Raw genomic sequence first — 15,307 nt, 5'->3', positions numbered from 1 at the left:
GGGTCGACCCATGCCAGCAGCACTCGAGAACGAGATCCGCGAGTTCATCGTCACCACGGTCACCAAGGACATGAACCACCCGATCGACGACGGCGAGGTCGACGTCGCCAGCCCGCTGGGCAGCGGCGGCATCGACCTGGACTCGTTGAGCCTGATCGAGCTGACGATGAGGCTGGAGCGGCGGTTCAACGTGCAGTTCCCGGAGACCGACATCGAACCGCTCGGCGCCATGACGCTCGGCGAGCTGGCGGCCGACGTGGCCGGGAGGGGCGCGACAGCATGACGACCGGATCCTCGGCACGGGTGGAGATCACCACGGACGTGGTGCGGGAGCTGCTGTCCGACCCCAAGATCTTCCCCGAGCTGCCCGCCGAGCTCGACGAGGACGCCGAGCTGGCGCTGGACTCGTTGGGGCTGGTGTGGTTCCTGCACCTGCTGGGCACCAAGCACGACCTGGTGATCGAGCCCGAGGACGAGCTGATCACGGCGTTCGGCTCGATCCGCGGCATCACCGACTACGTCAACAAGGCCGGTGGACGCGTCGATGGGTGAGGTCGTGGTGACCGGGTTCGGGGTGCGGACGGCCTTCGGCCGGGGCGCCGACGCCGTGCGGCGCGGTGTCTTCGGCGGTGTGCACGCGTTCGCGCCGACGACCCGGTTCGACACCGCCCCCTACCGGACCCGGTTCGCCGCCACGACCGGGGGCGACAAGCCCGACGCGCTGCGCGACGTGCTCGGCGAGTGCGCCGACGACGCCGTGGGGATGGCCGGGTTCACCGCGGGCGAGGACACCGCCGTGCTGGTCGGCACGGCGGGCGACTTCGCCGCGCTGACCCGGTTCCGGCGCGGCGAGGCGGGTGTCGAGGTGGCCGACACGGTGCCCTCGCGGCTGGCCGACCTGCTCGCCGCGCGGCTCGGCGCGACGGGGCGGCGGCTGGCGTTCACCAACGCCTGCGTCGCCTCCGCGACCGCGATCATCCACGCCTGCGGGCTGATCGCGTCCGGGCGGCTGGAGTCGGCCGTGTGCGCGGGCGCCTACCTGGTGGAGGAGGAGAACTTCGCCAAGTTCGACTCGGGCCGGGCGTTGTCGCGCGGAGGCGTGATCCGGCCGTTCAGCGCGGACCGCGACGGGCTGCTGCTCGGTGACGGCGCGGCCGCGGTGGTGCTGGAGTCGGCGACGGCCGCGCGGCGCCGGGGCGCGCGACCGCTGGCGGGTGTCGTCGGCTGGGGCGCCGCCTCCGACGCGCACCACATCGCCCGGCCGCACCCGGAGGGCGCCGGGCTGGCCGCCGCGGTCGGTCGGGCGCTGCGCCGCGCCGGCGACCCGGACGGGCTGCGGGTCGACTACGTGAACGCGCACGGCACCGCGACCAAGCACAACGACCCGGCCGAGACCCGCGGGCTGCGCGAGGTGTTCGGCACGCGCGCCGACCGGGTCCCGGTCAGCTCCACCAAGAGCACGACCGGCCACCTGCTGGAAGCCGCCGGGGTCGTGGAGCTGGTGATCGCGCTGCTGGCGCTCAGCGACGGCGTGCTGCCGCCCACCGCGAACCTCACCGGGCCCGACCCGGACTGCGACCTCGACGTCGTGCCCAACCGGAGCCGCGAAGCCGACGTGCGGCGGGTGCTGAGCATCAACGCGGCGTTCGGCGGGGCCAACACCGCGCTCCTGCTGGAGCGCCCGTGACGACCGCGAGCAGCGCCGAGCCGCTGCCCGGCTTCATCGAGTCCACGTTCAGCCCGCTGGTGAACGCGGTCGCGCACCGCTGCCTGGTCGAGCACCCCGGCGACGGCACGCGGACCGCGGTCGTGCTGGGCAGCGTCGTCGGCGACGCCACCACGACCGACCTGGCGAGCACGCTGATGGTCGGCGGGCAGGTGGGCAACCCGCTGCTGTTCATGCAGGCCACCCCGAACGCCGTCCTCGGCTACCTGAGCAAGGAGTTCGGGATCACCGGACCGCTGGTGGCGCTGTCCGCGACCGCGGACCTGGGCTTCGAGCTGCTCGACGCCGCGGCCGTCCTGCTGGACGACCCGGAGCTCGACCGGGTGCTCGTCGTCGGCGTCGAGCTGGCCGCGAACGACCGCGCCACCGCGGCGCTGCGGGAGCTGGACGTCCCGCCCCCCACCGAGGACTACGCGGTCGCCCTGCTCGTCGACCGCGACTCCCCCGCCGCCGAACCCGGCGGCCAAGACCTCCGACAGCTGGCCGCACTGGCCGCCCAGAACAAAGGGTCGACACCATGATCAGCAAAGCGGAACGCGCGCAGGTGCTGAACGACGGCACGCTCGGCGCGGGCAACGTCATCCACCGGCTGAAGGCCTACGGCAGGTCGATGGACGACGACGTGCTCTGGACCGACGGCACCTGGCTCGCGCCCGACGGGACCCACCCCGAGGTGCTCACGCTCGGCGAGCTGCACGCCGCCGTCGAGGCCTACGCCTCCTGGTTCCACGCCAGGGGCGTGAAGCCGAGGGACCCGGTGGCCATCCAGACCCGGTCCAGCACCGAGTTCGCGGTGAACTTCCTGGCGCTGACCTCGCTGGGCGCCATCCCGTCGTTCGTCAACGGCAACCTGCGCCCCGAGATCGCCCGCGAGTACATCCGCCGCCAGGGCGCGGTCGGCGCGGTGGCCGACGTCGAGCACCACCCGACGCTCGCGCACGACGACCTGGAGCTCGGTTTCCTGGTCACGGCCCAGGACATCACCGCGTCCGGGCCGCTGCCCGAGAGCTACCCCTACTCCCACCACAAGACCGACCCGATCATCATCTCGCACTCCTCCGGCACGACCGGCATGCCCAAGGCCGTGCCGCACACCCACGAGACCCTGCTGTACGCGCAGCTGCACCGCCTGCGGCTGTCGGTCGGGGCCGCGATGGGCAGGCTGCTGGTGGCGCTGCCGGGCTCGCACAACGCCGCGATCTCGGTGATGCTGTTCGGCTTCCTGCTGCGCTCGCCGGTGAAGCTGCTGTCCAGCCAGCGCGGTGTGGACGTGCTCGACGCGGCGGAGGGGTTCCACCCGACCACGATCTTCGCGTTCGCCGGCACCTACGGCGAGATGGCCGCGGAGGACCTGTCCGCGCGCGACCTGGACAGCGTCGAGGCCTGGTACAACACCGGGGACGCGGCGCACGAGGCGCACGTGCGGGAGCTGATCGCGCAGGGCAGCCACGAGACCGTGGGCGAGGACTTCCAGCGCGTGCGGGTCGCGGGCTCGGTGTTCACCGACGGGCTCGGCTCGTCGGAGACCGGGTACTCGATCTTCCACAACGGCCACAAGCCGGGCAGCGCCGCCTACGGCCGGTGCATCGGCAAGCCGATCAGCTTCGCCGAGGCCGCGGTGCTCTCCGAGGACGGCGAGCCGCTGCCGCCCGGCGTGGTCGGCAGGCTCGGGGTGCGCTCCCCCACGCTGACCCCCGGCTACTGGAACGACTCCCTGACGTTCCACCGGTTGCGGCTGGGCGGGTACTGGTTGACCGGCGACCTGTCGATGCAGGACGAGCAGGGCAACTTCTACCACCTCGACCGGGCGCCGGACGCGATCCGCACCGCCGAGGGCATCGTCTTCAGCACCCGCACCGAGGAGCTGCTGCTGGCCGAGCTGCCCGTGCTGGCCGACTGCACCGTGGTCGGCGTGGCGCCCGAGGGCGTCCGGGCCGACTGGGACGGCGACGGGCTGGCCGACGCCTACGTGCTGCTCCAGGTCGCCGACGACGGCACCGACGACGCGAAGTGGACCGAGCTGGTCAACGAGGTGTTGCGCGCCAAGGGCTTCCCGACGCTGACGCGGGCGCTGCGGATGGACGCGACCGACGTGGTCAAGGGCGCGACCGGCAAGGTCCTCAAGCGGCTCATGCGCGAGCGCTTCCAGGAACAGCTCTCCGGCGGTGGTCGATGACGGCGGTGGAGGAGGTCGACAGCACCACCCGTGCGGAGATGATGGACGTCTACCGCTCCTGGTGGCTGCACGACGCCCGCTGGTACCAGGGCGTGGCCAAGCGGTTCGGCCAGGAGGTCGCGAACGAGGTCAACGCCGAGGCGCTGCGGTACGTGGCCACGGCCGTGGGCCGCAAGGTCGCGCGCCACTTCGGTGGGAAGCCCGCGCGGGACATGGAGGAGCTGCGGCAGCGCTACGACGCGTGCGCCGACCGGATGTTCCCCCACGAGCTGCGCGACATCCGGTCGGAGGTGCTCGACGACGAGCTGGTGGAGATCACCATCCGGCAGAACTTCGCGCTCACCATGGTGCGGATGGCCGGGTCGACCGAGGGCTACGAGTGCCCGTGCACCGAGGTGCACGCGGGCTGGTCGGACGGTCTCGGCGTGGCCCTGGTGGAGAACTGCTCGACGGGGTGCCTGCGGCACGGCGACCCGGCGTGCAGGCTGCTGATGCGGATCGCTCCGGCGGAAGGGGACTAGCGGTGCGGGTGCTCGTCGCCGGTGCGACCGGCCTTGTCGGCAGCGCCCTGCTGCCGTTGCTGCGGGCCAGGGGCCACCACGTCACCGCCATGGTCCGCGACGGGTCGCGGACCGCCGAGGCGGACGAGGTCGTGGTGGCCGACGCCCTGGACCCGGTGGCGGTGCGGCTCGCGCTGCGCGCCGCCCGCGCGGACGTCGTGGTGCACCAGCTGACCGCGTTGCGGCAGATGAGCGCGGACGCGATGGAGACCACGGCCCGGCTGCGCACCGAGGGCACCGCGAACCTCATCACCGCGGCCAGGGAGGCGGGCACGCGGAAGCTGGTGGTGCAGAGCATCGCGTTCGCCACCGCGCCGCTCGGCGGGCCCGTGCTGGACGAGGACGCGCCGCTGCACCTGGACGCGCCCGACCCGTCGTGGGCGCGGACGGTGCAGGCCGTGGCCGAGCTGGAACGGCTGGTGCTGGGCACGCCCGACATCGCGGGCACGATCCTGCGCTACGGCACCCTGTTCGGCGCCCGGACGCAGTACGACCCGGAGGGCCCGTTCGGCGCCAGGGTCGGCCGCGGTCGGATGCCGTTGCCGGAGGACGCCGTGGGCGTGACGTCGTTCCTGCACGTCGACGACGCCGCGACCGCCGCTCTGTCCGCTGTGGACAGTGAGGTGACCGGAGTGTTCAACATCGCCGACGACGACCCGGCCGAGGGGGCGGCCTGGCTGCCGGAGTACGCCCGGATGCTGGGCGCGCCCGAGCCGCGGGTGCTGGACGCGGAGATGGCGCAGCGGGTGCTGGGGTGGTTCACCAACCACCAGCTCACCGCGATGCGCGGCGCGAGCACCGACCGGGCCCGCGAACGGCTCGGGTGGAAGCCGTCGGTGTCGTGGCGGCGCGGGCTGGCGTCCGGATGAGCGCGCGGGCCACCCTGCGGGTCTGCCTGGTCGGGGCGGGCCCGCGCGGGACCTCGGTGCTGGAACGCCTGTGCGCCAACGCGGACGGCCGCCCGGTGGAGGTGCACGTGGTCGACCCGTACCCGCCGGGGCCGGGCGGCGTGTGGCGCACCCACCAGTCCGACCACCTGCTGATGAACACGGTCACCTCGCAGATCAGCCTGTACACCGACGACAGCGTGCCCTGCGAGGGGCCCGTGGTGCCGGGGCCGAGCCTGTACGAGTGGGCCCGGCTGGTGGTCGCGGGCGCGGTCGAGTGCGCGGAACCCGTTGCCTCCCAGGCGTCCTCGCTCGGCCCGGACGACTACCCCACCAGGGCGTTCTACGGGCGGTACCTGGACTGGGTGTTCCAGCGGCTGGTCGCGACCGCGCCGGGGTCGGTCGCGATCTCGGTGCACGCGGGCACCGCGGTAGCGGTCGACGACGACGAGGACGGCACGCAGACCGTGACGCTGCTGGACGGCTCTCGGCTCACCGGCCTGGACGCGGTCGTGCTGGCGCTGGGCCACGGTCCACTCGCGCGCAGCCGCGAGCAGGACGAGAACCGGCGGTTCGCCCGGCGGCACCGGCTGGCCCACGTCGAACCCGCCAACCCCGCCGACGTCGACCTGAGCGCGATCGCTCCGGGCACGGTGGTGGCGGTGCGCGGTGTCGGGCTCAACTTCTTCGACTACCTGGCGCTGCTCACCGTCGGCCGGGGCGGGCGGTTCCACCGCGTCGCCGACGGGCTGCGCTACGAGCCGTCCGGGCTGGAACCCGTGCTGCACGCGGGATCCCGCCGCGGCATCCCCTACCACGCCCGCGGGGAGAACCAGAAGGGCGCGCACGGCAGGCACCAGCCGTTCTTCCTCACCGAGGAGGTGATCGCCGGGCTGCGCGCGCGGGCCGGGTCCGGGGAGCCGGTGGGCTTCCGCAAGGCCGTGTGGCCGCTGGTGGACCGCGAGGTCAGGGCCGTCTACTACGGGATCCTGATCCGCGCGGCGAGCGGCGACGTGGACTCGGACTCGTTCACCAGGTCCTTCGTGGACGGTGACCCGGCCGAGGACGACGCCCTGCTGGAGAAGTACGGCGTCCCGGTCGAGCAGCGGTGGGACTGGGCGCTGGTCGAACGCCCGCAGGGCGACCGCGTGTTCGGCGGGCGCGAGGAGTTCCAGGCGTGGCTGCTGGAGCACCTGCACCAGGACGTGCGGCAGGCCAGGATGGGCAACCTGTCCAGCCCGCTCAAGTCCGCGCTCGACGTGCTGCGGGACCTGCGCAACGAGATCCGGCTGGTGGTGGACCACGGCGGCATCAGCGGCACGTCCTACCGCGACGAGCTGGAGGGCTGGTACAGCCCGCTCAACGCGTTCACCTCGATCGGCCCGCCCGCGCGGCGGGTCGAGGAGATGATCGCCCTGGTCGAGGCCGGTGTGCTGCACGCGGTCGGGCCGGGGATCAGGATCCGCCGGTCTACCGCGGAGGGGGTGTTCCTGGTGGACTCCCAGGAGGTCCCCGGCGACCCGGTCCGCTGCCGCGCGCTCGTGGAGGCCCGGCTGCCCGACGTCGACGTGCGGCGCAGCGCGAACCCGCTGCTGCGCTACCTGCTCACCACCGGCCGTTCGCGGCCCTACCTGGTCGGGGGCTACGAGAGCGGCGGCCTCGCCGTGACCGGGCGCCCGTACCGCCTGGTCGACCGCACGGGTGCCGCGCACCCCGCGCGGTTCGCCTTCGGCGTGCCCACCGAGGGCGTGCACTGGGTGACGGCGGCGGGCATCCGCCCCGGCGTCGGATCGGTCACGTTGGAGGACGCCGACGCCATCGCCCGCGCCGTGCTCACCATCCACAGCCCGTACAGGAGCGCCACAGCATGAGCCGAACCGCCGCCGGGACCGACTCCGGACTGCTAGCCCCCACCTGGACAGGGACGCCCGCCGAGGCGTCGACGTGCGACGAGGCCTGGTTGCAGGCCATGCTGGAGGTCGAGGCCGCGCTGGCGCGGGCGCAGGCGCGGATCGGCATGGTGCCCGCGGCGCACGCCGAGGTGATCACCAAGTCCGCCGAGGCCGACAGGCTGGACCTGGTCGCGCTGGCCCGCGCGTCGCGGGCGGCGGCGAACCCCGTGGTGGCGCTGGTGCCCGCGTTCACGGCGCTCGTCGCGACCGTCGACCCGGCGGCGGCCGAGCACGTGCACCGCGGGTCCACCAGCCAGGACGTGCTGGACTCGGCGGCGATGCTGGTGGCCCGCCGGGTGCTGGCCGGGATCGACGCCGACCTGAGCCGGGTCGCGGCCGCGCTGGCCGCGTTGGCCGAGGAGCACCGCGACACCCTGGTGGCCGGGCGGACGCTGGCGCAGCACGCGGTGCCGACGACGTTCGGGCTCAAGGCCGCCGGGTGGTTGCAGCTCGTGCTCGACGCGCTGGCGCGGGTCCGGTCGGTGGCCTCCGCCGGGCTGCCCGCCTCGCTCGGCGGCGCGGCCGGGACCCTGGCCGCCTACGGGGAGCACGCGAAGCGGGAGGGCGGGCTGCCGCTGGGCGGTGTGGAGCTGATCGCGCCGTTCGCCGAGGAGCTGGGCCTGGCCGAGCCGGTGCTGCCGTGGCACACCGTGCGCACGCCGATCGCGGACCTCGGCGCGGTGCTGAGCTTCGTCACCGGGGCGCTGGGGAAGTTCGCGGTGGACGTGCAGACGTTGTCCCGCACGGAGATCGGCGAGGTCACCGAGCCCGCGGCCGAGGGGCGCGGCGCGTCGTCGGCGATGCCGCAGAAGCGCAACCCGGTGCTGTCGACGCTGATCGTGTCGGCCGCCCGGCAGGTGCCCGCCCACGCGATGGTCCTGGCGCAGTCCATGGTCGCCGAGGACGAGCGCCCCGCCGGGGCCTGGCACGCCGAGTGGCAGCCGTTGCGGGAGGCGCTGCGGCTGGCCGGGGGCGCGGCGTTCGCCGCCGTGGAGCTGGCCGAGGGCCTGGAGGTCCACCCCGAGCGGATGCTGGCCAACGTCGCCCTCACCCGCGGCGCCATCGTGGCGGAACGCCTCGCGGTGGCCCTGACCCCGTTGGTGGGCAAGGCGAAGGCCAAGTCGCTGCTGACCGGGGCCGCGTTCCGCGCCGCGGCGGCGGACGTCCCGCTCGGCGACGTCCTCGCCGAGGCGCCCGAGCTGGCCGCGGCCGACCTCGCCGAGCTGCTGGACCCGGCCTGCTACACCGGGGCCGCCGGGCCGCTGGTGGACCGGGTGCTGCTGCGCTACCGCAGCTACACCGGTTCGTGATCCACAATGGGCCGATGACCGATCCGAGGGTGTTCGTCGCGGGCCCGGTGTCCTGGAACCGCCTGGTGGAACTGGAGGAGCTGCCCGAGGCCCGTCCGCACAAGGCGTCCGCCCGGCGCCACTGGGAGACCATCGGCGGCACGTCGGCGGGCAAGGCGCTGAACCTCGCCAGGCTCGGCGCGCGGGTCACCCTGCGGACCGCCGTGGGCGACGACGACCACGGGCGCAGGATCGTGGACACCCTCGCGGCGGCCGGGGTCGAGGTGATCGCGGAGATCGCCGACGGGCCGACCGAGCAGCACCTCAACCTGATGGACTCCCACGGCGGCCGGGTGTCGATCTACCTGGAGGTGCCGGTGCTGACGGCTCCCCGGCACGACGACCGGGCGCTGGCCGCCCTGGCCGACGCCGACGCCGTCGTGATCGACCTCGCCGAGCACTCCCGCCCCCTGCTGGCCGCGACCTCCGGTCTCCCCGTCTGGTGCGACCTGCACGACTACGACGGCAGTTCGGCCTACCACCAGGACTTCCTGGACGCCGCCGACTACCTGTTCCTCAACGACGACGGCGTGCCCGACCGCGCCGACCTGGCCGCCCTGCTCGCCTCGGCCGGGTGCCGGGTCGCGGTGGCGACGCTGGGCGCGGACGGTGCCATGGCGGTGGCCGACGGCGTGCACCACCGGGTGGCGGCGGTCCCGGTCGAACGGGTCGTGGACACCAACGGGGCCGGCGACGCGTTCTTCGCGGGCTTCCTGCTGGCCCACCTCGCGGGCGCCGACGTGCCCGCGGCCCTCACCGCCGCCGCGACCTCCGCCGCCCACTGCCTCGGCTCGCCGAACCTGGCCTGAGTCCGGCTCAGCGGTGGCGGGCGACGCGGTCGACCCAGTCGACCACCAGCGCCCCGAACAGCTCGGGCCGCTCGAACTGGAGGTTGTGCCCGGCCAGGTCGAGCACCGCGAAGCTCGCCCTCGGGTAGTGCGGCAGCAGGGCGTACTGGTCGACGTGGCCGACGACGGAGTCCTGCCGCCCGGCGACGATGAGCGTCGGCCGGGTGAACGGGGCCCCGCCCTCCGGGTCCAGCGACAGCCGCCGGTTGCCTTCGAGGCGCGCCAACGCGGTCTCGTCGGCGAGCTCGATGCCGACCATGACGTCCTCGCGGAACCGGCGCAGCGTCTCGGTGGTCCGGACGACGGCGTCCTCGGTGAACTCCTCGGCGACTCGCGGGTCGACCCCGTCCAGCAGCCCCGGTTCGTCCTCCAGCACCTCCGGCGGCGGCAGGACGCGCTCGGTCCTGTCCACCGCCGTGCCGACCGGGCACACCAGCGCCAGCCCGAGCACCCGTTCCGGACGAGCGCGGGTGAGCGCGCGGGCGAGGTAGCCGCCGAAGGACTCGCCGACCAGCAGGAACGGCTCGTCGCCGAGCTCGTCGTCCACGAAGTCCAGCACGGCGTCGAGCAGGTCGTCCGACCCGGCCACGGACTCCGGCGCGGGCGAGCGCCCCATCCCCGGCAGGTCCGGGTAGAGCCGCCGGTAGCCGGGCAGCCCGGCGAACACCGGCTCCAGGCAGCCCAGCACCACCCGGTGGTCCAGCGTCCACCCGTGCAGCGCCAGCACGGGGACGCCCTCCCCCACCTCGATGTGGTGCAGGGTCGTGGAGGTCCGTCGCGGCATCGTCGATCCTCGGTCTCGTGGTCTCGGGGTGATCGGCGCAATCCTGCCCGACACCCCTGACAGGACGGGTGATCGGCGGCATGCTGGACCTCGGGGGAAGGGGGATCCGATGCGTGCCGGGGAACTGCTCGCGGACCGGGACCACGTGCTGGTGGCGTTGGACGGACCGGTGGCCGAGGGGCTGGTGCGGGGGCCGGTCGCCGCCCGGCTGCGGATGATGGTGGCCGAGGACCGGTTGCCGAGGAAGGTCGTGCGGACCGAGGACCCGTTCGCCGTGCTGGCCTACGCGGCGACGATCGGCCCCGCCACCGAGCACGCGGTGTACGCGCAGTGGTGCCGGATCGAGCACGAGCTGGTGGCCGCGGCGCGGGTCACGCCCGGTGTCCGCGAGGCCTTCGCCGCGTTGGCCGCGGGCGGGACCCGGATCACCGTGGTCGGCTCGCTCGACGTGGGCGCGATCCGGGCGTTCCTCGTGCTGCACGGGCTGGTCGAGCACGTGGGCAGGGTGGCGGGGCGGAGCGGGTCCGACCCGGCCGTCCTGCCGCCCGCGCCGGACCTGGTCGCCACGGCGGTGCTGACCGGTGCCACGCCCGCGGAGGCGTGCGCGTTCGTGGGCACCCTGCCCGTGGACCTCGCGGCGGCACGGGCGGCGGGGGTCGACGCGATCCGCCACCGCCGCCCCACCCCCGACCCCGACGCGGTGGTGCCCACCTGGTTCGACGCGCTCACCACCGCGAGGCGGGCCTGACGCCGGTCAGCCCGCGGTGGCCGTGAACGCGCCGACCAGGTCGAGGGTCCGCGCCCGGTCGGCCGCGCTGCCCAGGGGCGTCACGACGGCGTCGGTGACCCCGGCGTCGCGGAACCGGGCGAGGGCGTCGAGGATCGTCGCCTCGTCGCCGACGACGACGGTGTCGGCCGGGTTCGACAGGCCCGCGCGACCGAGCGACGCGCGGTAGGCGGGCATGTCGCCGACGAAGGCGAGGTCCACGGCCAGCGCCTCGCGGGCGGCGTCGGGGTCGGTGGTCAGCAGGGTGATCACCCCGGCCACGACGCGGAGGCCGGGTCCGACGCGGGGCACGACGTGCTCGGCGATGAGCTCGGGTGTCACCCAGGTGGTCACGACCCCGTCGGCGAGCTCCCGCGCGAGGTCGAGCATCCGCGGCCCGAGCGCCGACATCAGCAGCGGCGGGGGCGGTGCGGAGACCGACAGCTCGGTGTCGACGGTGAAGAACTCCCCCGTGTGCCGCACGTGCTCGCCGCGCAGCAGCGGGCGCAGCACGGTGAGGTACTCGCGGGTGTGCCGCAGGGGCGAGGTGTAGGGCAGGCCGAGCTGGTCGCGCACGTACCAGGCGTGGCTGGGCCCGATGCCCAGCGTCAGACCGCCGGTCGCGGCCTGCAGGGTGACGGCCTCGGCCGCCAAGGTCACCGGGTGCCGGGGGTAGGTCGCGACGATCGAGGTGCCGATCTCGGGCGGCCGTTCGCCGAGGGTGGCCAGCAGCGTGAGCGGGTCCCACCCGCCGGGGTTCTGGTTGGTCCAGAAGCTGTCCAGGCCGCGGTGGGCGGCGTCCGCGGCGGCCTCCACCACGTCCGCGGGCGTGGCTGGGCCGATCAGTCCGGTTCCGATGCGCATGGGTCGATCCCAGTCGACCCGGCGGGCCCGAACCAGCCCCACCTAGACTCCGCAGTAATCACATTTCGTGATCGAGGAGGGCGCCGTGGAGCTCCGGGCGTTGCGGTACTTCGTGACCGTCGCCGAAGAACTGCACTTCGGGCGGGCCGCCCAGCGGCTGGACATCGTGCAGTCCGCCGTGAGCCAGCAGATCGCCAGGCTGGAACGCGAGCTGGGCGTGGTGCTGCTGGACCGGTCGCCCCGGCACGTGCGGCTCACCGAGGCCGGTGTCCGGGTGCTGGAGGCCGCGCGCGAGACCCTGGCCGTGGCGGCCCGCGTGCGGGTGGTCGCGGGTGAGTCGGCGGCGCGGGTGCGGATCGGGGTGGCCTCGGGGTTCACCAACCGGCTGGAACGCGGTGTCGCCCGCATGCGCGAGGCGGAGCGGCCCGCGGAACCGGTGCTCGTGGACCTGCCCGTGCCCGCGCGGCTCGACGCAGTCCGCGACGGGGAGCTGGACCTGGCGCTCGTGCGCGGGCAGGTGACGACGGCCGGTGTCCGCGCGGTGCGGGTGTGGTCGGAGGCCCTGTGGGTGGCGGTGTCCGAGACCCACCCGGCGGCCGACCGCCCCGCGGTCGTGCTCGCCGACCTGGACCGCACGGCCGTGCGGCTGCCCTCGCGCGACGTCGACCCGCCGTTGCACGACGCGATCGTGTCCGCGCTGCGCCAGGCGGGGGTGGGTCCGCTGACCGGGCCGTCGGGCGGCACCCCGGTGAACGTCCTGATCGAGGTCGGCGCCGACCCGAGGGCCTGGACGCTGCTGCCCGCCGAGCAGCTCGCCGGGCTGGTCTCGCGCCGCGTGCGCGCGCTACCGGTCGACCCGCCGCTGAGCGTGGACGGTCATGTGGTCACGTCGCTGACCACCCCGGAGAGCTGCGCGGACTCCTACGCGCGTGCTTTCGCCGACCACGCGACGACCCCGGAGTAGACCGACGGGTCCACGCACCGTCCTTTGTGGTCCGGTCCGGACAGGGCCGTCTCAGGTGGCGAACGGTCGACGGCGGGAAAACGCCGGTGGCGCAAGGGCCCCGTCGTCCGACGAAGCCCGCCTCGCCGCTCTCGAGTTGACGGGGAGGCGGACCGTTGGGACAGTGGCCTCCAGGTGGGTGAGAGCGCTTCCACTGGTCCGCCCGCCGCGGCACCGTCGCCACCCGCCTGGTCGCGGAGCCGTTCCCCTCCGCGGCGCCGGGGTCCTCCCACCGTCGCGGTCCCTGTGCGACACCGAAGGAACCCCATGCGACGAAGCACGACGAGGGCCGGGACGGCCCGCCTGCTGGCCATCGTGGCGACCCTGGCGACGATCGCCTCGACCGCGAGCGCGGTGCCCGCCTCCGCGGCGGCGGGGACGGCCGTGGTCGGCGTGGCCTCCGGCCGCTGCCTCGACGTGGTGGGCGGCTCCCGCGAGTCGGGTACCGCCGTCAACATCTTCGACTGCCACGGCCAGGCCAACCAGTCGTGGAACCTCACCTCGACCGGCGAGATCCGGGTCTACGACGACACCCTGTGCCTGGACGTGGTCGGCGCGGACACGACGTCGCCTGCCGACGTGCAGGTCTACACCTGCAACGGAGGCGCCAACCAGCGCTGGTCGCTCAACGCGAACGGCACGATCGTCGGCGCGCAGTCCGGCCTCTGCCTGGACGTGAAGGGCCAGAGCACGGCCAACAGCGCCCTGGTGGGCATGTGGACCTGCAACGGCCAGGACAACCAGAAGTGGCGCACCTCCGGCGGCAGCGTCGACACCCAGGCCCCGACGGTGCCGGGCAACGCCAGGGTCGGCAACCTGGCGTGCGACTCGGTGACGTTCTCCTGGAACGCCTCGACCGACAACGTCGGCGTCGCCTTCTACGACGTCTACCACGACGGCCAGCTGATGAAGTCGGTCAGCGGCACCACCCTGTCCACCAGCCTCGACGTGGTCGCCGGTGTCACCTGGGGGCTGTTCGTGAACGCGCGCGACGCCGCGGGCAACGTGTCGCAGGCCAGCACGACGGTGCCGATCACGCCGCCGCAGTGCCAGGCCGACACCCAGCCGCCGACCGCGCCCTCGCAGTTGGTGGGGTCCGCGTCCGGCACCACGGTGACGCTGTCGTGGGCCGCGTCGACCGACAACATCGGTGTCCGCGCCTACGACGTGTTCCGCGGGGACACCAAGGTCGGCACGGTCACCGGCACCGCCACCGTCCCGCCCGCCACCTCGTTCATCGACAGCGGGCTGGCCGCGAACACCCGGTACCAGTACTCCGTCGCGGCGCGCGACGGGCAGGCCAACACCTCGGGCCGCAGCAACACCGCCTCGGTGACCACCGGCGCCGGGTGCAGCAACCCGGTGTGCGGGGTGACGCAGGTCGGGACCGACACCGACATCCCGTGGGGCCTGGTCACCCTGCCCGACAGCACGGTCCTCTACAGCCGCCGCGACGCGCAGGACATCGTCCACCTCAACCCGGCCACCGGCGCGAAGACGACGGTCGGCACGGTGCCCAACGTGTCCGGCACCGACGGCGAGGGCGGCCTGATGGGCCTGGCGATCTCGCCGTCGTTCGCGAGCGACCACTGGCTCTACGTCATGCACACCTCCCCGAACGACAACCGGATCGTGCGGATGAAGCTGGAGAACGACCGGCTCGACACCGGGTCCGAGCAGATCCTGCTCAGCGGCATCCTGCGCAACAAGTTCCACGACGGCGGCAGGCTGCGGTTCGGCCCGGACGGCAAGCTCTACGCCAGCACCGGCGACGCCCAGAACGGCGACAACGCGCAGAACAAGTCCGGGCTCAACGGCAAGGTCCTGCGGCTGAACCCGGACGGCGGCGTGCCGTCGGACAACCCGTTCGGCAACTACGTGTGGAGCTACGGCCACCGCAACCCGCAGGGGCTGGCGTTCGACTCCCAGGGACGGCTGTGGGAGCAGGAGTTCGGCAACTCGGTCATGGACGAGACCAACCTGATCACCAAGGGCGGCAACTACGGCTGGCCCGCGTGCGAGGGCACCACGAACGGCACGGGGTCCTGCGGCACCGCCGGGTTCATCGCGCCCAAGCGCACCTACTCCACCGCCGACGGCTCGTGCTCGGGCATCACCGTGGTCCGCGACGTGCTGTACGTGGCCTGCGAGCGCGGCACCCGGCTGTACCGGGAGCCGATCTCGGGTGAGAGCCTGCCCGAGGCGCAGGTCTACTTCAACGGCACCTACGGGCGGCTGCGCACGGTGGAACCTGCCCCCGACGGCGGTCTGTGGCTGACGACGTCGACCACCGGCGACAAGGACAGCACTCCCAACAACAGCAACGAGAAGCTGCTGCACGTCGCACTCGGCGGGTAGTGGTCGGGGGCGCGGGCGGACTCCGCTCCCTGCG

At 73.9% G+C, this 15,307-nt stretch carries 15 protein-coding genes; 13 read left to right on the top strand and 2 right to left on the bottom strand.

Features of this window, described 5'->3' with window-relative positions; translation table 11 throughout:
• Positions 1-10: 10 nt before the first annotated feature.
• Genes CLV43_RS26760 through CLV43_RS26715 form a run of 10 tightly spaced genes read left to right on the top strand, consistent with a single transcriptional unit; the run spans position 11 to position 9,459 of the window.
• Positions 11-283 (top strand): acyl carrier protein, encoded by a 273-nt coding sequence (locus CLV43_RS26760; RefSeq protein ID WP_106190165.1) that lies wholly within the window; start codon positions 11-13, stop codon positions 281-283.
• Complete coding sequence (locus CLV43_RS26755; protein WP_106190163.1) at positions 280-552, top strand: hypothetical protein; 273 nt, start codon at positions 280-282, stop codon at positions 550-552. Before CLV43_RS26760 ends, CLV43_RS26755 begins: the two co-directional genes overlap by 4 nt.
• On the top strand, positions 545-1,687 hold the full coding sequence (locus CLV43_RS26750) for a beta-ketoacyl-[acyl-carrier-protein] synthase family protein (RefSeq protein WP_106190162.1): 1,143 nt from the start codon (positions 545-547) through the stop codon (positions 1,685-1,687). The genes CLV43_RS26755 and CLV43_RS26750 overlap by 8 nt, the downstream gene beginning before the upstream one ends.
• On the top strand, positions 1,684-2,247 hold the full coding sequence (locus CLV43_RS26745) for a beta-ketoacyl synthase N-terminal-like domain-containing protein (RefSeq protein ID WP_106190160.1): 564 nt from the start codon (positions 1,684-1,686) through the stop codon (positions 2,245-2,247). The genes CLV43_RS26750 and CLV43_RS26745 overlap by 4 nt, the downstream gene beginning before the upstream one ends.
• A complete protein-coding gene (locus CLV43_RS26740) occupies positions 2,244-3,902 on the top strand; it encodes a class I adenylate-forming enzyme family protein (RefSeq protein WP_106190158.1) in 1,659 nt (552 codons plus the stop codon). Before CLV43_RS26745 ends, CLV43_RS26740 begins: the two co-directional genes overlap by 4 nt.
• The gene (locus CLV43_RS26735) at positions 3,899-4,423 is read left to right on the top strand and encodes a hypothetical protein (RefSeq protein ID WP_106190157.1); all 525 of its coding nucleotides are present in this window, start codon (positions 3,899-3,901) and stop codon (positions 4,421-4,423) included. The genes CLV43_RS26740 and CLV43_RS26735 overlap by 4 nt, the downstream gene beginning before the upstream one ends.
• Positions 4,424-4,425: 2 nt before the next feature.
• Entirely contained in the window at positions 4,426-5,331 is a 906-nt protein-coding gene (locus tag CLV43_RS26730) for an NAD-dependent epimerase/dehydratase family protein (protein WP_106190155.1), read from the top strand.
• The gene (locus tag CLV43_RS26725) at positions 5,328-7,220 is read left to right on the top strand and encodes an FAD/NAD(P)-binding protein (RefSeq protein ID WP_106190611.1); all 1,893 of its coding nucleotides are present in this window, start codon (positions 5,328-5,330) and stop codon (positions 7,218-7,220) included. Before CLV43_RS26730 ends, CLV43_RS26725 begins: the two co-directional genes overlap by 4 nt.
• Positions 7,217-8,611, top strand: a complete 1,395-nt coding sequence (locus CLV43_RS26720) for a nitrosuccinate lyase (protein ID WP_106190154.1) — start codon at positions 7,217-7,219, stop codon at positions 8,609-8,611. The genes CLV43_RS26725 and CLV43_RS26720 overlap by 4 nt, the downstream gene beginning before the upstream one ends.
• A 14-nt stretch (positions 8,612-8,625) precedes the next feature.
• Positions 8,626-9,459, top strand: a complete 834-nt coding sequence (locus CLV43_RS26715; RefSeq protein ID WP_106190152.1) for a carbohydrate kinase family protein — start codon at positions 8,626-8,628, stop codon at positions 9,457-9,459.
• Between the two features lie 7 nt (positions 9,460-9,466).
• Here CLV43_RS26715 and CLV43_RS26710 read toward each other — a convergent pair whose 3' ends face one another.
• Positions 9,467-10,282 (bottom strand): alpha/beta fold hydrolase, encoded by an 816-nt coding sequence (locus CLV43_RS26710; RefSeq protein WP_106190151.1) that lies wholly within the window; start codon positions 10,280-10,282, stop codon positions 9,467-9,469.
• Between the two features lie 109 nt (positions 10,283-10,391).
• On the opposite strand from CLV43_RS26710, the gene CLV43_RS26705 reads away from it, so the two are divergent.
• Complete coding sequence (locus tag CLV43_RS26705; protein ID WP_106190149.1) at positions 10,392-11,030, top strand: HAD family hydrolase; 639 nt, start codon at positions 10,392-10,394, stop codon at positions 11,028-11,030.
• A gap of 6 nt (positions 11,031-11,036) precedes the next feature.
• Here CLV43_RS26705 and CLV43_RS26700 read toward each other — a convergent pair whose 3' ends face one another.
• On the bottom strand, positions 11,037-11,912 hold the full coding sequence (locus tag CLV43_RS26700; RefSeq protein ID WP_106190147.1) for a TIGR03564 family F420-dependent LLM class oxidoreductase: 876 nt from the start codon (positions 11,910-11,912) through the stop codon (positions 11,037-11,039).
• A 67-nt stretch (positions 11,913-11,979) separates the two neighbouring features.
• On the opposite strand from CLV43_RS26700, the gene CLV43_RS26695 reads away from it, so the two are divergent.
• Entirely contained in the window at positions 11,980-12,876 is an 897-nt protein-coding gene (locus tag CLV43_RS26695; RefSeq protein ID WP_245887026.1) for a LysR family transcriptional regulator, read from the top strand.
• A gap of 306 nt (positions 12,877-13,182) precedes the next feature.
• On the top strand, positions 13,183-15,273 hold the full coding sequence (locus tag CLV43_RS26690) for a PQQ-dependent sugar dehydrogenase (protein ID WP_106190144.1): 2,091 nt from the start codon (positions 13,183-13,185) through the stop codon (positions 15,271-15,273).
• Positions 15,274-15,307: the final 34 nt, after the last annotated feature.

It is taken from the genome of Umezawaea tangerina (assembly GCF_003002815.1).
GTDB classification, from domain to species: domain Bacteria; phylum Actinomycetota; class Actinomycetes; order Mycobacteriales; family Pseudonocardiaceae; genus Umezawaea; species Umezawaea tangerina.
The sequence above is the reverse complement of the archived record's forward strand: the minus strand, read 5'-3'. Positions and strand labels throughout refer to the sequence as shown.